The following is an 18679-nucleotide window of genomic DNA, read 5'->3' as shown; positions in this document are numbered from 1 at the left end:
CCGGTGAGGCACTGGCGGAGGATACGAGATTCGAACTCGTGAGGGTGTGAACCCAACACGCTTTCCAAGCGTGCGCCCTAGGCCTCTAGGCGAATCCTCCGCCGGGAACATTACATGACGTCGGAGGGTGGTTGCGAACCCGTTCGGCGGCGGGTGATCGATGCGGGAGGGAGGGGCGGGGAGGCGGGTCGGCGGGCGTCGGGGATCGGGTAGGCTGGGCTCAGCCCCTCACGCGGCGCTATCTGACTGAACTCCCCCAGGGCCGGAAGGCAGCAAGGGTAGGTTGGCTCTGGCGGGTGCGTGAGGGGTCTTGTGCGTCCGGGCCCGCGCCGAGCCGATGGCCCGATGACCACCACCCCGGGCCGATGGCTCCCGCCCGGAGCCGATGATCCCGGGCCGATCGCCGAGGGGCCCGGCCACGCCTCAAGGGCCGCTTCGGTCCTGGTCCGCTTCGGTGGCGGTCCGTGTTGTCAGTGGGCGCCTATAACCTCGTACGCGTGTCGTCTCTCGCGCTGTACCGCCGTTATCGCCCGGAGTCGTTCGCCGAGGTCATCGGGCAGAAGCATGTCACCGACCCGCTGCAGCAGGCGCTGCGGAACAACCGGGTCAATCACGCGTACCTGTTCAGCGGGCCGCGTGGGTGCGGGAAGACGACCAGCGCGCGGATCCTCGCCCGGTGTCTGAACTGCGAGCAGGGGCCCACGCCGACGCCGTGCGGAACGTGCCAGTCCTGCCAGGACCTGGCACGGACCGGACCGGGGTCGATCGACGTCATCGAGATCGACGCGGCCTCGCACGGTGGTGTGGACGACGCCCGTGAGCTGCGAGAGAAGGCCTTCTTCGGGCCCGCGGGCAGCCGGTACAAGATCTACATCATCGACGAGGCCCACATGGTCACGTCGGCCGGTTTCAACGCGCTGCTGAAGGTCGTCGAGGAGCCGCCGGAGCACCTCAAGTTCATCTTCGCGACCACCGAGCCAGAGAAGGTCATCGGCACGATCCGGTCGCGTACGCACCACTATCCGTTCCGGCTGGTGCCCCCCGGCACGCTCCGGGAGTACCTCGGCGAGGTCTGCGGCAAGGAGAAGATCCCGGTCGCGGAGGGTGTCCTCCCGCTGGTCGTGCGCGCCGGGGCCGGCTCCGTGCGTGACTCGATGTCCGTCATGGACCAACTGCTGGCGGGTGCGACGGACGCGGGTGTGACGTACGCCATGGCGACGTCGCTGCTCGGCTATACGGACGGGTCGCTGCTCGACTCGGTCGTCGAGGCCTTCGCCGCGGGGGACGGGGCCGCGGCCTTCGAGGTCGTCGACCACGTCATGGAGGCCGGCAACGACCCGCGGCGGTTCGTCGCCGACCTGCTGGAGCGGCTGCGGGACCTGGTGATCCTGGCCGCCGTGCCGGACGCCATCGAGAAGGGCCTCATCGACGCCCCCGTCGAGGTCCTGGAGCGCATGCAGGCCCAGGCCGGCGTCTTCGGCGCCGCCGAGCTCAGCCGCGCCGCCGACCTGGTCAACGAAGGCCTCACCGAGATGCGCGGCGCCAACTCGCCCCGTCTCCAGCTCGAACTGATCTGTGCCCGCGTGCTCCTCCCCGCCACCTACGGCGACGAACGGTCCGTCATGGCCCGCCTGGACCGCCTGGAGCGCGGGGTGAACTTCTCGGGCGGCGGCGCCGGGCCCGCCATGGGATACGTGCCCGGCCCCGAAGCACATGGGGGAGCGACCGCCCCGCCCATGAGCATGGCCCCACAGGCCCCACAGGCCCCACAGGCCCCACACGCCCCGCAAGTTCCGCAAGCCGCCCAGGTCCCGCCCGGTGGCGGGCCCGCGGCCGCTCGGGCCGCCGTCCGGGGCGCCGGGGGCGGAGGAACAGGTGCGCCGGGCCCCGGCCCGGGTCCGGATGCGTACGGTGCCGGGGGCACCGTCGGCGGACAGCCGGCCCCGGGTGGAGCGGCTCCGGCTGCCCCGCCCCAGGCCGCGCCGATCGCCCCGGCCGCCGTGACCGCTGCTCCGGCCGCGCCGCCCACCGACCCCGCGCACGCCAGCCCCGGCGCGAGCCCTGCCCACCCCGACGCGCCCGCCTCCGCGCCGGCCGCCCCTGGCGGCTCCGCCCCCGGCTCCTGGCCCACCCCGGCCACCGCGGGCGGTGGGCGCCGGCCCGGCGGTTGGCCGACGGCCGCGCCCGCCGGTGGTGGTGGCCCTGCCCCCGGGACCCCGGCCCCGCCCGGCCCGACCACGCCTCCCGCATCGGGCCCGCCCGCCGCGTACGCCCAGCCCGGCCCCCCGGCCGCGGCCCAGGCCCCCGCCGCCTACAACCCGGCTGCCGGCGGCCCCGACCCCCGCACGCTCTGGCCGAACATCCTGGAGACGGTGAAGAACCGCCGCCGTTTCACCTGGATCCTGCTCAGCCAGAACGCGCATGTGGCCGGGTTCGACGGCACGACCCTCCAGATCGGCTTCGTCAACGCGGGAGCCCGGGACAACTTCGCGACCAGCGGCAGCGAGGACGTACTGCGGGCCGCGCTGGCCGAGCAGTTCAACGTCCACTGGAAGATCGAGGCGGTCATCGACACCTCGGGCGGCGGGACCCCGCCGGGCGCCCCCGGCGGCTACGGCTCTCCCGCACCGGCCGCGGGTGGCTACGGTGGCGGCACGGGCGGTGGCTACGGAGGTGGCGGCGCCGGCGGTGGCTACGGAGGCTCCCCGGCTCCGGCGTCACGTCCCGCCGCGCCCCAGGCCTCGGCGGGCCCCCGTCCGGCCGCGCCCCACCAGTCGACCCCGAGCGCCCCGCCCGTCGCCGCCGGGCCACCCCCGGCCCCCGAACCCCCGCCGGTTTCCCCTGAGGACGACACCCCCGAGGACGACGATCCCGACCTCGACGAATCGGCCCTCTCCGGCCACGACCTGATCGTGCGAGAACTGGGGGCGACGGTGGTGGAGGAGATCGCGAACGAGTAGCGGGCGAGCGGACCGCGAGCGCGGACGGCCAACCGTGAGGGCACGGGGCAGAGCCCCGGCTGACGCCGCGGTGCGGTAGGCGGGCACGCCGTCGAGCGCCGGGCCGGCCCGGCTGACTCCGCCCCGGCTCGGCCCGCTCCGCCACCCGCGGGAGCACAGCCGAGGGTTGACCACCGCTGCGCCGACGTCCGGTTCGCCACCCCGCACCAGCCCCAGCGCCCCCGCGCCCCTCCCTGCACCCCTCCCCACCGCACCCCCCACCCCGTACTCCGCGTCACCTTCGTGCGATCCGACAAACCCCTGCCGTCCCACTCTTCGGAAGCCCCCACAAAGCCACCCGCCCCCTGCGGCTAGGCTGGCACCGTGAAGGTCCTCGTCATTGGTACCGGTGCTCGTGAGCACGCGCTGTGCCGTTCGCTGTCCCTCGACTCCGATGTCACCGCACTCCACTGCGCGCCCGGCAACGCGGGCACCGCGGAGGTGGCCGAGTCGCACCCGGTCGACGCGCTCGACGGCGCCGCCGTGACCGCGCTGGCCACGCGGCTGGAGGCCGACCTGGTGATCGTGGGGCCGGAGGCCCCGCTGGTCGCGGGTGTCGCCGACGCCGTGCGCGCGGCGGGCATCCCGGTGTTCGGTCCGTCCGGTGAGGCCGCGCAACTGGAGGGCTCCAAGGCCTTCGCCAAGGAGGTCATGGCCGGGGCCGGCGTGCCCACCGCGCGGTCGTACGTCTGCACCACCGCCGAGGAGATCGACGAGGCGCTGGACGCCTTCGGCGCGCCGTACGTCGTGAAGGACGACGGGCTCGCGGCCGGCAAGGGTGTCGTCGTGACGGCGGACCTCGCCCAGGCCCGCGATCACGCGCTCGCCTGCGGCCGGGTCGTCATCGAGGAGTTCCTCGATGGCCCCGAGGTCTCCCTCTTCGCCATCACCGACGGCGTGACCGTCCTCCCGCTCCAGCCCGCGCAGGACTTCAAGCGCGCGCTCGACGGCGACGAAGGTCCCAACACCGGCGGCATGGGCGCGTACTCGCCGCTCCCGTGGGCCGACCCGAAGCTGGTCGACGAGGTGCTGCAGACCGTGCTGCAGCCGACGGTCGACGAGATGCGGCGCCGCGGCACCCCGTTCTCCGGCCTGCTCTACGCGGGCCTGGCGATCACCGGCCGAGGCGTACGGGTGATCGAGTTCAACGCGCGGTTCGGTGACCCGGAGACCCAGGTCGTCCTCGCCCGCCTCAAGACCCCGCTGGCCGGTGTCCTGCTCGCCGCCGCCAACGGCACGCTCGGCGACCTCGAACCCCTCCGCTGGAGCGGCGACGCGGCCGTCACCGTGGTCGTGGCCTCGCACAACTACCCGGGCACGCCGCGCACCGGTGACCCCATCACGGGCCTCGACGAGGTCGCCGCCGTGGACGCCCCGCACGCGTACGTCCTGCACGCCGGCACCAAGCGCGCCGGTGACGTCGTCGTCAGCGCCGGCGGCCGCGTCCTCTCCGTCACGGCGACCGGCAAGGACCTCACCGAGGCCCGTGACCGCGCCTACACCGCCGTCGCCCGCATCGGTCTCGACGGCTCCCAGCACCGTGCGGACATCGCGGCGAAGGCGGCGGCCGAGGCGTGACCGACTGACGGCCGGCTTTCCACGCCCCTCGCGTCCTTCCGCACGCATCTCCACGCATCCATACGCATCCGCCCCCTTCGCGACATCCGCATGCGAAGCACCAGCAACGGGTACGAACCCCAGGCCCCGGAATCCCACGGAGACCCCCAGGAACCCCTGGAAAATCCGCCGGAATCCGGGGCCCGATCCTTGCCCAGCGTCATTCACCTCTCCCCAAAGCCATTCCATCGAGTGAGCGATGGCCTATCCGGCTGACGGCGGCCGGGGCCCCAACTAGGGTGCGGCGCAAGTGTTCCGGCACTTGGCCCACCGGCATTGCGATGTCGGTGGTCGGTGCCACAGTGGGGGAGTGAGCAACGTCAGGGCATTCGGCGGTGGCCACTGTGACGAGCAGTCGTCGCAGGCGTCGCGGTGTGCGCCGCACGGGACAGCAGGGGGTGACGTCGGGCCGTGACCGGTATGGCAGGTGGTGAGGAGGCGGGCGCGCAGGCCGCGCGCGCCCGGGCTCTCGCCGTGCTGCGTGTCCGCAGCAGGGCGCTGGCCGTGGCAGTGCTGCCCGCGGCGGTCGCCGTCGTCCTGTTGGCCGGCGGGTCGACCGGCCGTCTGACCGGCCCGGGCTGGTCCCTGGCGAGCCGGGTCGTGTCCGGCCTCGCCGTCGTCGTGCTGCTCGCCGCCGCGGGCATCGCGCTCGTCGTCGCCCGCTCCCGGCCCGCCGTGAGCCCCACGGTGCCGGTCACCGAGGCGTCCGCGCCCGATCTCTACCGCCTGGTCCGCGACCTGGCAGACCGCCTCGACGTCCCGCCCCCCTCCGCGATAGCGCTCACTCCGGACTGCGACAGCTGGCTGGAGGACCGCACCCATCGCTCGCACAACCCGCCCGCCACGCCCCGACCCACCCACTCCTCGACCGACGGGGCCGACGCGGTGGGCGGCCCCGGTGGCGAGCGGGCCGACGAGATGGCGGGTGCCCGCGGATCGTTGTCCGGACCGCAGTCCCGTCTGCAGTCCGGTCCGGAGCCAGGACTCTCCTCCCACCGGCGCCACCGTGCGCCCGTCGCCCCCGTGCTCGTCATCGGCTCGCCCTTCCTGTGGTGGATGCGGGTCGGTGAGCTACGAGCGGTGCTGGCACCGGTAGTAGCGGGTACGGGACCCTCGGCGCACCCGGACATAGCCGCCGCCCGCCGCTTCGTGCGCGGGCTGGACGCCGCCGTGGCCGTCACCTCGGCCCCGACGCGCGGCCCGGTCGTCCGTACGGTGCTGGCCGGTGTCGGCTGGGTCACCCGGCTGCTCCTGCGCGGCTGCCGGGGTCACGCGGCCGAGATGGAGCGCGGGGTCGCCGCGGCGGCGGCCGAGCGTGCACAGGCTGTGGACTACGGGCTGCGGATCGTCGCGCAGGAACAGGTCGGCCTGGCCTACGCGGGCTGGGACCGTCTCCTCACCCGGGTCGCGCTGCCCGCGTGGCGGATGGGCCGCTGGCCGTCCCGCCTGGACGCGGGTGTCGTCGCCGCGCTCACGGAACTGTCCCGCCGCGACCGCCTCGCCGAGGGCTTCGCCTCCCGGCTGGGCGAGCGCCCCGCCTGCGACCTCCTCGAAGAGCCCGGCACGGTCGACGAGGCCACGTCCCTCCTCGCCGCCCGCCTCTTCCACGGCGGCCCCGCCGAGTCCGGCCCCGACTGGTCCCCGGTCGACTGGCACGAGTACCCGGACGAGGTCGTCGACCGCAAATGGCGCACCGACGCGGCCCGCCTCCACCGCGTCCTCGACACCCTGGGCGTCCGCCACACCACGAGCGACCCCACCACCGACCCGACCGGCCCGGCCCTCGGCGGCCCCACCCTCTCCCGCGTACTGAACCACCTGACCACCCCGCCCCCGGCCCCGGGCGCCCCCGCCGATCGCGAGCCGCGCCTGCTGACCGCCGAAGAGCACGAGCCGCTCCGCGAAGCCGCCGCCGACCAGCCGCTCCCCGAAGCCCCCGCCACTCCCGAGCCGCTCCGCGAAGCCCCGCAAGGCCGGGAGCCGGAACACGAGCACAACCCGGCCAGGCCGGACGGGCACCACATATCCCTTCGTGACGACGGCGACGGCGACGGCGACGGCGACGGCCGTGACGAGGGTGCCGGCGACGATGACGACGGCGACGACGGCGACGAACCCGGGCTCGCCAACGCCCGGTCCGCCGCTCTCGCCGCCGCGCTGACCGCCGAGCTGGCGCGGGAGGAGGAGGCGGCCCCGGCCGCCGTGACCACCGCGGCCGGTGGAGCCGAGGCGCAGGGGCCGGACCGGGCGCTGTGGGACGACGGGCTGCTGCCGCTGTTCCCCATGCAGCCGCCCCGTACGGGCCGCGAGCTGCTGACGGAGCACGTCGCCGCGATGGTCTGCTGCGCGGCGATGGACACCGCGGGCGCGACCCCGGGCCTGGACTGGCTGGACGGCCCCTCCCTCCTCGTCGACGGTGTACGGGCGGCCGACCTCGCCCCCCGCGTCCTGACCCTCGTGGAGGACGGCGACCCCGCCCCCCTGCGCGACTGGCTCAGCCGCCTCGGGGTCCGCTCGGAGAAACCGGTCCGCCTGGTCTGACCGCGACCGACCACCAGCCCGGTCGGCCCGACCACCAGCCCGGCCGGCCCGACCACCAGCCCGGCCGGCCCGACCACCAGCCCGGCCGGCCCGACCACCCCCCGCCCCGACCGTCCGTGTCCCGTCCAGTCCAGTGCCCTCCAGTGCCGTCCCGACCAGCCACAACACACCACGACCACCGCCGATCACCCACACCCGGCCCCCCGGCTTGCCCCGGCTCTCCCAACTCCCCATCCGGATCTCACCGTTCCACTCTTGCCGATTCGCGACGAACGGTGACGGAGCGCGTGCGTAATGTGATGTGCTGGGACCGATCGCGTACATAGCAAGGGCTTGCGACAGCTCGCGGGGGACGAGGGAGGGGAGAACTCATGGGCTCGGAGCACCACCAGATCCGCCGTTGGGAATCGGGCGCCCTCGCCCACGCCGTGACGGACCCTTTCGGCCAGGGCCCGGTCCCCTGGCTACGGGGCAATGTGACGTACTTCGACGACACCGGCCAGGTGGTCCCCTGGTACGTGGAGCCGGGCCCGCCCGAGCCCCGCGCACCGGCCAAAGGCGCCCGCGTCCCCGCCCCCCGCACCCCGCCGGGCCCTCGCTCCGCCGACGACGTGCACCGCCAGATCAAGGGCTTCACGGCGACCGGAGCGGCCGCCCCCGGCCAGTCCATCGACTTCCACATCACCGTGGACCCGCCCCAGGAATTCGGCGTCGACATCTACCGCATCGGCCACTACAGCGGCGACGGCGCGGCGAAGATCACCACCAGCCCCCGCCTGTCCGGCATCGTCCAGCCCCCGCCCCTCACGGCCGACCGCACGGTCTCCTGTCACCACTGGTGGCTCTCCTGGCGGCTGCAGATCCCGAGCTACTGGAACGTCGGCGCGTACGTGGCGGTCCTGACCACCGCCGACGGATACCGCTCCCACGTGCCGTTCACCATCCGCGACGACCGCCCGGCCGACCTGCTGCTCCTGCTCCCGGACATCACCTGGCAGGCGTACAACCTGTATCCGGAGGACGGCCGCACCGGCGCCAGCCTCTACCACGCCTGGGACGAGGACGGCCGGCTGCTCGGCGAGTCCGACGCCGCGACGACCGTCTCCTTCGACCGTCCGTACGCCGGCGCCGGCCTCCCTCTCCACGTCGGTCACGCCTACGACTTCATCCGCTGGGCCGAGCGCTACGGCTACGACCTCGCCTACGCCGACGCCCGCGACCTGCACTCCGGCCGCGTCGACCCCAGCCGCTACCGGGGGCTGGTCTTCCCGGGCCACGACGAGTACTGGTCGCCGCAGATGCGCCGTACCACCGAACTCGCCCGCGACACCGGCACCTCGCTGGTCTTCCTCTCCTCCAACACCATGTACTGGCAGGTGGAGCTGGGCCCGTCCCCGTCCGGTGTCCCCGACCGCCTCCTCACCTGCCGAAAACGCCGGGGCCCCGGCAAACCCGCACTGTGGCGCGAGATCGACCGCCCCGAGCAGCAGTTGATGGGCATCCAGTACGAGGGCCGGGTCCCCGAACCGCACCCCCTGGTCGTGCGTAACGCCGACCACTGGCTCTGGGACGCGACCGGCGCCCACGAGAACGACGAGCTGGCAGGCATGGTCGCCGGTGAGGCCGACCGTTACTTCCCGCGCACCCCGCTCCCCGAGCACCAGGGCCGCATCCTCCTCTCCCACTCCCCGTACCGGGACAGCGGCGACGCCGTCCGCCATCAGGAGACGTCCTTGTACCGGGCCCCCTCCGGTGCCTGGGTCTTCGCATCCGGAACGTTCGCCTGGTCCCCGGCCCTGGACCGGCCTGGCCACGTCGACACCCGGGTCCAGCGGGCCACCGCAAACCTCCTGGACCGCATCTGCAAACGCGACTGAGCCCAGTGAGCACAACCCCTGGCCAAGATCGGTTGCCCGGGTACGGGAGAATCGAGCCACTTGGACATCACCACGGGGAGGAACCGTGTCCGGATTCGTAGAAAAGCCCGAGCCGATCCAGGTTCCGGGCCTGGTGCATCTGCACACCGGCAAGGTGCGCGAGCTGTACCAGAACGAGGCGGGCGACCTCGTGATGGTCGCCAGCGACCGAACGTCCGCGTTCGACTGGGTGCTGCCGACGGAGATCCCCGACAAGGGGCGCGTCCTCACGCAGCTGTCCCTCTGGTGGTTCGACCAGCTCGCCGACCTGGTCCCGAACCACGTCCTGAGCACCGAACTCCCGCCGGGTGCCCCCGCCGACTGGGCGGGCCGCACCCTGATCTGCAAGTCGCTCAAGATGGTCCCGGTGGAGGCCGTGGCCCGCGGCTACCTCACCGGCTCAGGCCTCGCCGAGTACCGGGAGACCCGCACGGTCTGCGGCCTCGCCCTCCCGGAGGGTTTGGTCGACGGCTCGGAGCTGCCCGCGCCGATCTTCACCCCGGCCACCAAGGCCGCCGTCGGCGAGCACGACGAGAACGTGTCGTACGAGGAGGTCGCCCGCCAGGTCGGCGCGGAGACCGCCGCCCAGCTTCGGCAGACGACTCTCGCCGTGTACGGCCGCGCCCGGGACATCGCCCGTGACCGGGGCATCATCCTGGCCGACACCAAGTTCGAGTTCGGCTTCGAGGACGACACCCTGGTCCTCGCCGACGAGGTCCTCACCCCGGACTCGTCCCGCTTCTGGCCGGCCGACCTGTGGGAGCCGGGCCGTGCCCAGCAGTCCTTCGACAAGCAGTTCGTCCGCGACTGGCTGACCTCGGACGCCTCCGGCTGGGACCGCGCGAGCGAGCAGCCCCCGCCGCCGCTGCCCGAGGAGATCGTCGCCGCGACCCGCGCCAAGTACGTGGAGGCGTACGAGCGTCTGACGGGCACGAGCTGGCGTTAGTGCCGCGGCAGGCAACGTTCGCCCCGTCGCGACGCCCGGCACGCCCTCTCGCCGCACCGGCCGAAGACCCGAGTACATCCCAGTACGAGGGCCTTCGGGCGGCACGCCGAGAGCACGCACCGGACGCCGCCCCTTCACGGGCGAACGCTGCCTGCCGCAGCACTGGGGAAGACGAAGAAGGCCCCGGTCCAGTGGACCGGGGCCTTCTTTCCCGAGCGGACGACCAGGTTCGAACTGGCGACCTCAACCTTGGCAAGGTTGCGCTCTACCAACTGAGCTACGTCCGCGCTGCGCCGTGGCGCGAGGCCTACTATACCCAACCTCGCTCCCGTGCGAGACGCACCGCCGCGTGCCGGTTCTCCACCCCGAGCTTGGACACGGCCGACGACAGATAGTTCCGGACAGTCCCCTGGGACAGCGAGGCCCGCTCGGCGATCTCCGTGACGGGTGCCCCGTCGGCGGCGAGCTCCAGCACCTCGGCCTCCCGCGCGGTGAGCGGGGAGTCGCCGGAGGAGATCGCATCGGCCGCCAACTCCGGATCCACATAACGGTTCCCCGCGTGGACGGCCCGGATGATCTCCGCGAGCCGTTGTGCGCTGACGGTCTTGGGGACGAACCCGCGCACACCTGCCGCCAGTGCCCGCTTGAGATGCCCCGGCCGGCCGTGACCGGTCACGATCAGTACGCGGCAGTCCGGCAGTTCGGTCCGCAGCGATGTGGCGACCCTCACACCGTCCGCCCCCGGCATCTGCAGGTCCAGCACGGCCACATCCGGCTTGTGCGCCATCGCCATCGCCAGCGCCTCCGGACCGCTCGCCGCCTGCGCGACCACCACCAGGTCGTCCTCCAACGCCAGCAACGCGGCCAGCGCCCCCCGGATCAGATGCTCGTCGTCGGCCAGCAGCAGCCGCACGGGCCGCCCCGCCCTCGCCGGTGTGCCGGCTGCGCCGGTCATGACGTGCCCCCGGGAACGGCCGCGGCGGCCGAGCCCCGTGCGACCGTGCCGGACACCGGGACCGACTCCGCCCCCGGGTCCGAGGCGGCCCCCGGACCGGCCGGGCCCAGCGGCACCCGCGCCACCACCCGGAACGCCTCCCCGCCCACCGGCCCCGCCTCCAACGTCCCGTCCACGACCGCCAGCCGTTCCCGCAGCCCGGCGAGCCCGGACCCGGCGCCGACGGAACGGCCGGAGTCCTCCTGCGCACCCGCCGTCCGCATCCCGTCGTTCTCCACGGTCAGTACCACCTGCCCCTCGGTCACCTTCAGCATCACCGTGCACCGCACGGCGTTCCCGTGCCGGAGCACGTTCGTCGTCCCTTCCCGCACCACCCAGGCGAGCGCGGACTGCACCTCCCCGGGCAGCCCGGCGGCCTCGGCGCCGTCGACCGAGCAGTCGATGCCGGCTGCCGCCAACACGCCCTGTGCACCGGCCAGTTCGACCCCGAGGTCGGCCTCCCGGTACCCCCGTACGACCTCCCGCACCTCGCGCTGCGAGTCGTGCGCGATCCGCTGGACCTCGATCATCTGCTCGACGGCCTCGGGCCGTTCCCGGCGGGCCAGCTGGACGGCCAGCTCGCTCTTGAGGGCGATGACCGCGAGGTTGCGGCCGATCACGTCGTGCAGGTCACGCCCGAAGCGGAGGCGCTCCTCGGCGACGGCGAGCCGGGCGCGGGTCTCGCGGGCGTCGGCGAGCTCGTAGACGGCGTCGAGGAGCCAGACGGAGAAGACGGCCGTGAAGGCCATGGCCCCGCCGCTGATCACCACGATCATCGACGTGATCAGCGCGTCGGCCACCGGGGCGCCCAGCAGGAGCATCAGCAGCGCGGAGCTCGCCGTGAAGCCGCCGACGATTCCCAGGACCCGCTTCCGGCCGCGGATGCCGAGCGTCACGTTACCGACGCCGAAGACCACCACGATGCCGAAGATGCCGGCGTTGTCGGCGACGTCCCCCGTCACGCCGTGGTCGGCGATCACGAAGGTGAGGACGGCGATCACCGCGGTCACGCCGGTGAGGACCCACAGCAGCCGTACGGGCTGGGCCCGTCGGCCGCGTGTCCAGTCGAGCGCCCGGGACGCGGTCACCACACAGGTCGCGGCGTGCGCGCTCACCAGGAGCAGCAGCAGCCAGCCGGCCGGCCGCCCCGGCCCCACCTCGGCGAAGGCGGGCAGTCCGGCCGCGAGGAGCTCGATCACCGCGAACATGTGGAACGACCACCGCGTGTACGTCTCCACCTTCGCCGGTGTGCTCTTCACCCGCCACCAGGTCCCCGGCCCCCGCATGGCTCAACTCCCCTCATCGGCGCGGTTCCCAGCGGAACCACCGCCGTACAGCAAACACCGCGATCACGGTCCAGGCCAGCGCGGTGGCGACGGCGCCCAGGGCGTCGTACGCGGACAGGTCGCCGGTCCAGCCGCCGCGCACCAGGGTGATGACCGGGGTGAGCGGCAGCAGTTCGAGGAAGGAGGCCAGGCGGTCCGGCAGCACTTCGAGCGGCACGGTGATGCCGGACCCGAGCAGCGACACGAACATCAGCGGCAGGCTGGTGACCTGCGCGCTCTCGGCGGTCCGGCTGAAGCTCGCGGTGACCGCCGCCAGCGCCACGCACAGCACGACACCCAGCAGCAGCCCCAGGACGGCCAGGTGCGGCGCGGACGGCGCCTTCATGTCCAGCAGGACCGTGCACCCGATCGCGACGAGCACGCACTGCGCCAGCGCGATGCCGGCGGCGGGCAGCGCGGCCCCCACCAGGATCTCCGGGTCGCGCAGTTCACCGGTCCGCAGCCGCTTCAGGACGAGTTCCTCGCGGCGTACGACGAAGATGTTGGTCAGGGCGGTGTAGACCGCGAAGAGCAGCGAGAAGCCGACGGCGGCGCAGAGCATGACCGTCCCGACGTCCAGTCCCGCCTCGTCGAGGTCCATCTCCCCCGTCGCCGACCGCACACTGAGCGGCAGCAGCAGCGGCACGAACAGCGCCGTGAACAGCGTGGCCCGGCTGCGCCCCAGCAGCGTCAGCTCGGCGCGGGCGAGCGCGGTCATCCGACTCCTGCGGGTCGTCCCGGCCGTGACGACGGGCGCCGCCCCGGCGCCCGTCGAGGCACCCGTACCCGTACCCGTACCCGTACCCGTGGTCGTGCTCATGCCGCCACCCCGTCCTTGCGCGATCCCTTGCCCGTACGCGATCCCTTGCCCGTACGACGTGACTCCTTGCCCGTACGTGAGCCCGTGTCCGTACGTGATTCCGTACCGGCACGCGTTGCCTCCGCCGACTCCCGGGCGATCCGCAGGAACGCCTCCTCCAGCGAGGCCGACCGCACCTCCAGGCGTCGGAGCTCGACCCGCGCCCGCTCGGCCCACAGCAGCAGTCCGGTGGCCGCCCGCTGGAGTTCGTTCGTGCGCAGCACCACCACGCGGTCGTGCTCCTCGTGCCCGGTGACGCCCAGTTCGCCCAGCGGCGGCAGGTCGCCCAGGAAGTACCCGGCGGGCAGTTCGAAGGAGATGCGGGACGGCTGGGAGGCGGTCACCTCGGCCGGGGTGCCGGTCGCGGCGACGGTGCCCTCGTGGAGGATGGCCAGCCGGTCGGCCAGGTCCTCCGCCTCCTCCAGGTAGTGCGTGGTGAGCAGCACGGTCGTACCCCCGTCGCGCAACTCTCGGACCAACTCCCACGTGTCCTGGCGGCCCTCCGCGTCGAGGCCGGTCGTCGGCTCGTCCAGGAAGAGGACCTCGGGCCGCCCGAGGAGCGCGAGCGCCAGGTCGAGGCGCCGCTTCTCGCCCCCGGACAACTGTTTGACCCGTACGTCGGCCCGCCGTCCGAGGCCGACGATCTCCAGTGCCTCCCCGACGGGCCGCGCCCCGCTGGTGCAGCCGGCCCACATCCGTACCGTCTCCGCGACGGTCAGCTCGGAGGGGAAGCCGCCTTCCTGCAGCATCACGCCGATGCGGGGGCGTACGGCCGCGCGCTCCCCGTGGGGGTCGTGACCGAGGACCCGCACCCGGCCGCCGGACGGCGGCGCGAGTCCCTCCAGCAGTTCGACCGTCGATGTCTTGCCCGCGCCGTTGGTGCCGAGGAGCGCGAAGAGTTCCCCCCGGCCGACGGAGAAGGTGATCCCCCGCACGGCCTCGAAACCGCCCCCGTACACGCGCCGCAGGTCGGTGACCTCGATCACGTTCTCGTGATCGTGAGTGCTCACGCCGTCGTGCCCGCTCGTTTTCATGTCTTCAGCGTCCCGGCGGCAGGGACCGGAGAGCAGTGCGCGGTGTCATCACTCGGCATGACAAATGTCAGACGCGGGGGCCTTGAACCCGGGAGTCGTGAACACAGGCGTCGGAACACGGGAGTCGGAACACGGGAGTCGGAACACGAAGAAGACCCCGGTCCATAGGACCGGGGTCTTCTTTCCCGAGCGGACGACCAGGTTCGAACTGGCGACCTCAACCTTGGCAAGGTTGCGCTCTACCAACTGAGCTACGTCCGCATTGCCTCCGACCGGCTCCCACCGATCGGCGCGAGGACTACTTTACCTGATCCACAACCGTGGTCGGTAAGTGATCCAGAGCGGGTGACAGGAATTGCACACTGCGCCTTCCCCCTGGAAGGGGGATGTTCTACTACTGAACTACACCCGCGTGACTCCGGTGAGCCGGGCCTTTCGGCCTTGCCCCTCGGCGTGCTCCAGACTCTAGCCGATCCGCCCGGGGGCAACGCAAGTCGGTTGTCCCCGGGGTCCAGATCGGGTCCAAGTCGGCCACCCCGGAAGCCCGCTGACGAACCCTGAGGACCGGCCGACGGAAGCGCGCCTACTGGGCCTCGGCGAACGCCTCGTAGACCCTCTTGGGGATCCGGCCGCGTGCGGGGACGTCCAGCTTGTTGGCCTGGGCCCAGGCGCGGACGGCCGCCGGGTCCGGGGCGACCTGGGTCTGCTTGTACGTCTGGCCCGACCTCGACCGCTTGCGGCCGGCGTCGACGTAGGGCGCGAGCGCCTTACGCAGTTTCTTGGCATTGGCTTCGTTCAGGTCGATCTCGTACGACTTGCCGTCGAGTCCGAAGGCGATCGTCTCCGCCGCTTCCGAGCCGTCGATGTCGTCGGAGAGAGTGACCACGACACGCTGCGCCACGAATATCGGTCCCTTCGTGCGACATCTCTCCGTCGACGTGCCCTGACGTCGGGAAGATGTCGGCTGTCCGGCTGTTATTTGGGCAAAGTATCGGCTATTGCCAATTCATTTGTACAGTGCCCGACATTACATTGTGAAGACAGACTTAATCCGCCCGCGTGTCCCTCGCGCAATAGGGATCCGGGATCTTTCCCGGAAGTTTTCGCGAGGGTGATCACTCGATACCGGATCGTGACCGCCGTCACCTGGAATCCCTGTAGTTTCCTACGAATCTACCCGCGTAGAAATTTTGTACGGGTAGTCTGAAGGAACCTGCTCAGCACCACACACCGGGAGTGCCAGTGGCACGCGTCGTAGTCGACGTCATGCTCAAGCCGGAGATCCTCGACCCCCAGGGCCAGGCGGTGCAGCGCGCGCTGCCGCGCCTCGGTTTCGAGGGCGTCTCCGACGTACGTCAGGGAAAGCGATTCGAACTGGAAGTTGACGGACCGGTGGACGACGCCGCGCTCGCCCGCATCCATGAACTGGCGGAATCGTTCCTCGCCAACACCGTGATCGAGGACTTCACCGTCAAGGTCGAGGAAGTCGCGGAGGCGGGAAAGTGACCGCTCGTATTGGCGTCGTCACCTTTCCCGGCAGCCTCGACGACCGGGACACGCAGCGTGCGATCAGGCTCGCCGGTGCCGAACCGGTCGCTCTCTGGCACAAGGACAAGGACCTCCACCAGGTCGACGCCGTGGTGCTGTGCGGCGGTTTTTCCTACGGTGACTATCTGCGGGCCGGGGCCATCGCGCGTTTCTCGCCGGTGATGGAGACGGTCATCGAGCAGGCGAAGGCCGGACTGCCGGTCCTCGGCATCTGCAACGGCTTCCAGATCCTCACCGAGGCCCATCTGCTCCCCGGCGCGATGCTCGGCAACGACCACCGCCACTTCATCTGCCGCGACCAGAAGCTGCGGGTGGAGAACGCGGAGACCGCCTGGACGACCGACTACACGGCCGGCCAGGAGATCCACATCCCGCTGAAGAACATGGACGGCCGGTACGTCGCCGACGAGCACACGCTCGACATGCTGGAGGCGGAGGGCCGGGTCGTCTTCCGCTACGTCGACTTCAACCCGAACGGCTCCCTCCGCGACATCGCCGGCATCTCGAACGAGGCCGGGAACGTCGTGGGCCTCATGCCCCACCCGGAGCACGCCGTGGAGCCGCTGATCGGCACCGGCCGCACCGACGGCCTCCCCTTCTTCACCTCGATCCTCAAGAAGCTGGTCAACGCATGAGCCGGACGCCTCTGGACACGGTCGAGCACGCGGCCGAGACCCCCGACGTCGAGCTGCCCTGGGCCGAACTGGGCCTGAAGAAGGACGAGTACGAGCGGGTCGTCGAGATCCTCGGCCGTCGGCCCACCGGTGCCGAGCTCGCCATGTACTCCGTCATGTGGTCCGAGCACTGCTCGTACAAGTCCTCCAAGGTCCACCTCCGCCAGTTCGGCGAGAAGGCCCCGCAGTCCGACGCACTGCTCGTCGGCATCGGCGAGAACGCCGGCGTCGTCGACGTCGGCCAGGGCTACGCGGTCACCTTCAAGGTCGAGTCGCACAACCACCCGTCGTACGTCGAGCCCTACCAGGGCGCGGCCACGGGTGTCGGCGGCATCGTCCGCGACATCATCGCCATGGGCGCCCGCCCGGTCGCCGTCGTCGACCCGCTCCGCTTCGGCGCGGCCGACCACCCCGACACCAAGCGCGTCCTCCCGGGCGTCGTCGCGGGCATCGGCGGCTACGGCAACTGCCTGGGCCTTCCGAACATCGGCGGCGAGGTCGTCTTCGACGCCTGCTACCAGGGCAACCCGCTGGTCAACGCCGGTGCCATCGGTGTCATGCGGCACGAGGACATCCACCTCGCGAAGGCTTCCGGCGCCGGCAACAAGGTCATCCTCTACGGGGCCCGTACCGGCGGTGACGGCATCGGCGGCGCCTCCATCCTCGCCTCCGAGACCTTCGACGACGCCAAGCCCTCCAAGCGTCCCGCCGTCCAGGTCGGCGACCCCTTCCAGGAGAAGCTCCTCATCGAGTGCACCCTGGAGGCGTTCAAGGAGAAGCTGGTCGTCGGCATCCAGGACCTCGGCGCGGCAGGCCTGTCCTGCGCCACGTCCGAGCTGGCGTCGAACGGCTCCGGCGGCATGCGCGTGACCCTGGACGACGTCCCGCTCCGCGACTCGACGCTCTCTCCCGAGGAAATCCTCATGAGCGAGTCGCAGGAACGCATGTGCGCGGTCGTCGAGCCGGAGAAGGTCGACCGCTTCCTCGCGATCTGCGACAAGTGGGACGTCATCGCCACGGTCATCGGCGAGGTCACCGACGGCGACCGCCTGGAGATCTTCTGGCACGGCGGCAAGATCGTCGACGTCGACCCGCGCACGGTCGCGCACGACGGCCCGGTCTACGAGCGCCCGTACGCCCGCCCCGACTGGCAGGACGCCCTCCAGGCGGACGACGCGAACAAGCTGCCCAGGCCCGCGACTTCGGAAGAACTGAAGCAGCAGGTCCTGGCGCTGGTGGCGTCCCCGAACCAGGCCTCCAAGTCCTGGATCACCTCCCAGTACGACCACTTCGTGCAGGGCAACACGGTCCTCGCCCAGCCCGAGGACTCGGGCATGATCCGCGTCGACGAGTCGACCGGCCTGGGCGTCGCCATCGCCACGGACGGCAACGGCCGCTACGCGAAGCTGGACCCGTACCACGGCGCCCAGCTGGCCCTGGCGGAGGCGTACCGCAACGTCGCCACCACCGGTGCCAAGCCTCTCGCCGTCTCCGACTGCCTGAACTTCGGCTCGCCCGAGGACCCGGCGGTCATGTGGCAGTTCGCGGAGGCCGTGCGCGGTCTCGCGGACGGCTGCCTGCAGCTGGGCACCCCGGTGACCGGCGGCAACGTCTCCCTCTACAACCAGACGGGCGAGGTGGCCATCCACCCCACCCCGGTGGTCGCTGTCCTCGGCGTGATCGACGACGTCGCCCGCCGCACGCCGGTCGCCTTCCAGGAGGAGGGCCAGCTGCTCTACCTGCTCGGCGACACCCGTGAGGAGTTCGGCGGCTCGGCCTGGTCCCAGGTCGTCCACGACCACCTCGGCGGTCTGCCCCCGCAGGTCGACCTGGAGCGCGAGCGCCTGCTGGCCGAGATCCTGATCTCCGCGTCCCGCGACGGCATGATCGACTCCGCGCACGACCTCTCCGACGGCGGCCTGATCCAGGCGGTCGTGGAGTCGGCCCTGCTCGGCGGCAAGGGCGCGCGCCTGATCGTCCCGGACGGCCTGGACGCGTTCACCTTCCTCCTCTCGGAGTCGGCCGGCCGCGCCGTCGTGGCCGTCCCCCGCTCCGAGGAACTCCGCTTCAACGACATGTGCGGCGCGCGGGGCCTGCCGGCCACGCGCATCGGTGTCGTCGACGGCGACTCGGTGGAGATCCAGGGCGAGTTCACCCTCCCCCTGGAGGAGCTGCGCACGGCCCACGAGGCCACGATCCCGGCGCTGCTGGCGTAGTCCCCCGTAC

At 72.1% G+C, this 18679-nt stretch carries 13 protein-coding genes, 4 tRNA genes and 1 other RNA gene; 9 read left to right on the top strand and 9 right to left on the bottom strand.

Annotation, left to right across the window (positions count from 1 at the left end):
* Window positions 1–12: 12 nt before the first annotated feature.
* Window positions 13–100: transfer RNA gene (locus OG858_RS22130), tRNA-Ser, on the bottom strand.
* Between the two features lie 119 nt (window positions 101–219).
* Here OG858_RS22130 and ffs point away from each other — a divergent pair.
* The 6 genes from ffs to OG858_RS22100 all read left to right on the top strand — a co-directional run bounded on the left by ffs (window position 220) and on the right by OG858_RS22100 (window position 10019).
* Window positions 220–316: signal recognition particle sRNA small type (gene ffs / locus OG858_RS22125), an RNA gene on the top strand.
* A gap of 181 nt (window positions 317–497) precedes the next feature.
* On the top strand, window positions 498–2960 hold the full coding sequence (locus OG858_RS22120) for a DNA polymerase III subunit gamma and tau (protein ID WP_328544558.1): 2463 nt from the start codon (window positions 498–500) through the stop codon (window positions 2958–2960).
* Window positions 2961–3323: 363 nt separating this feature from the next.
* Complete coding sequence (purD, locus tag OG858_RS22115) at window positions 3324–4577, top strand: phosphoribosylamine--glycine ligase (RefSeq protein WP_319069426.1); 1254 nt, start codon at window positions 3324–3326, stop codon at window positions 4575–4577.
* Window positions 4578–5036: 459 nt separating this feature from the next.
* Window positions 5037–7157 carry a M48 family metalloprotease gene (locus OG858_RS22110; RefSeq protein WP_328545313.1) on the top strand — a complete coding sequence of 707 codons (2121 nt, stop codon included), beginning with the start codon at window positions 5037–5039 and terminating at the stop codon, window positions 7155–7157.
* A 371-nt stretch (window positions 7158–7528) separates the two neighbouring features.
* A complete protein-coding gene (locus OG858_RS22105) occupies window positions 7529–9034 on the top strand; it encodes a N,N-dimethylformamidase beta subunit family domain-containing protein (RefSeq protein ID WP_319069427.1) in 1506 nt (501 codons plus the stop codon).
* Window positions 9035–9119: 85 nt separating this feature from the next.
* Entirely contained in the window at window positions 9120–10019 is a 900-nt protein-coding gene (locus tag OG858_RS22100; protein ID WP_086752192.1) for a phosphoribosylaminoimidazolesuccinocarboxamide synthase, read from the top strand.
* Between the two features lie 214 nt (window positions 10020–10233).
* Here the strand turns inward: OG858_RS22100 and OG858_RS22095 are convergent.
* From OG858_RS22095 to OG858_RS22060, 8 genes are all read right to left on the bottom strand, one after another.
* Window positions 10234–10306 (bottom strand) — tRNA-Gly (locus OG858_RS22095).
* Window positions 10307–10329: 23 nt separating this feature from the next.
* Entirely contained in the window at window positions 10330–10974 is a 645-nt protein-coding gene (locus OG858_RS22090) for a response regulator transcription factor (RefSeq protein ID WP_086752190.1), read from the bottom strand.
* A complete protein-coding gene (locus OG858_RS22085) occupies window positions 10971–12299 on the bottom strand; it encodes a sensor histidine kinase (protein WP_319069429.1) in 1329 nt (442 codons plus the stop codon). Before OG858_RS22085 ends, OG858_RS22090 begins: the two co-directional genes overlap by 4 nt.
* 13 nt (window positions 12300–12312) lie before the next feature.
* On the bottom strand, window positions 12313–13158 hold the full coding sequence (locus OG858_RS22080) for an ABC transporter permease (RefSeq protein WP_408059420.1): 846 nt from the start codon (window positions 13156–13158) through the stop codon (window positions 12313–12315).
* A complete protein-coding gene (locus OG858_RS22075; protein WP_086748928.1) occupies window positions 13155–14231 on the bottom strand; it encodes an ABC transporter ATP-binding protein in 1077 nt (358 codons plus the stop codon). Before OG858_RS22075 ends, OG858_RS22080 begins: the two co-directional genes overlap by 4 nt.
* 188 nt (window positions 14232–14419) lie before the next feature.
* A tRNA-Gly gene (locus OG858_RS22070) sits at window positions 14420–14492 on the bottom strand.
* A gap of 79 nt (window positions 14493–14571) precedes the next feature.
* Window positions 14572–14643 (bottom strand) — tRNA-Gly (locus OG858_RS22065).
* Window positions 14644–14814: 171 nt separating this feature from the next.
* Window positions 14815–15132 (bottom strand): histone-like nucleoid-structuring protein Lsr2, encoded by a 318-nt coding sequence (locus tag OG858_RS22060; RefSeq protein WP_037689353.1) that lies wholly within the window; start codon window positions 15130–15132, stop codon window positions 14815–14817.
* Between the two features lie 341 nt (window positions 15133–15473).
* Between OG858_RS22060 and purS the strand changes: the two genes are divergently transcribed.
* The 3 genes from purS to purL are packed head-to-tail and all read left to right on the top strand — an operon-like array spanning window position 15474 to window position 18669.
* Window positions 15474–15737, top strand: a complete 264-nt coding sequence (gene purS, locus OG858_RS22055; RefSeq protein ID WP_005482678.1) for a phosphoribosylformylglycinamidine synthase subunit PurS — start codon at window positions 15474–15476, stop codon at window positions 15735–15737.
* Window positions 15734–16414 (top strand): phosphoribosylformylglycinamidine synthase subunit PurQ, encoded by a 681-nt coding sequence (gene purQ, locus OG858_RS22050; protein ID WP_086747749.1) that lies wholly within the window; start codon window positions 15734–15736, stop codon window positions 16412–16414. The genes purS and purQ overlap by 4 nt, the downstream gene beginning before the upstream one ends.
* Entirely contained in the window at window positions 16411–18669 is a 2259-nt protein-coding gene (gene purL / locus OG858_RS22045; RefSeq protein WP_319069431.1) for a phosphoribosylformylglycinamidine synthase subunit PurL, read from the top strand. The genes purQ and purL overlap by 4 nt, the downstream gene beginning before the upstream one ends.
* Window positions 18670–18679: the final 10 nt, after the last annotated feature.

The sequence above is a fragment of the Streptomyces europaeiscabiei genome (genome assembly GCF_036346855.1).
Classification (GTDB): Bacteria; Actinomycetota; Actinomycetes; order Streptomycetales; family Streptomycetaceae; genus Streptomyces; species Streptomyces europaeiscabiei.
The sequence above is the reverse complement of the archived record's forward strand: the minus strand, read 5'-3'. Positions and strand labels throughout refer to the sequence as shown.

Excerpts from the sequence above, each read along its gene's own strand:
- OG858_RS22090 (WP_086752190.1), bottom strand. The coding sequence starts at position 10,974 with ATGACCGGCGCAGCCGGCACACCGGCGAGGGCGGGGCGGCCCGTGCGG.
- OG858_RS22075 (WP_086748928.1), bottom strand. The coding sequence starts at position 14,231 with ATGAAAACGAGCGGGCACGACGGCGTGAGCACTCACGATCACGAGAAC.
- purL (WP_319069431.1), top strand. The coding sequence starts at position 16,411 with ATGAGCCGGACGCCTCTGGACACGGTCGAGCACGCGGCCGAGACCCCC.
- OG858_RS22080 (WP_408059420.1), bottom strand. The coding sequence starts at position 13,158 with ATGAGCACGACCACGGGTACGGGTACGGGTACGGGTACGGGTGCCTCG.
- OG858_RS22110 (WP_328545313.1), top strand. The coding sequence starts at position 5,037 with ATGGCAGGTGGTGAGGAGGCGGGCGCGCAGGCCGCGCGCGCCCGGGCT.
- OG858_RS22085 (WP_319069429.1), bottom strand. The coding sequence starts at position 12,299 with ATGCGGGGGCCGGGGACCTGGTGGCGGGTGAAGAGCACACCGGCGAAG.
- OG858_RS22105 (WP_319069427.1), top strand. The coding sequence starts at position 7,529 with ATGGGCTCGGAGCACCACCAGATCCGCCGTTGGGAATCGGGCGCCCTC.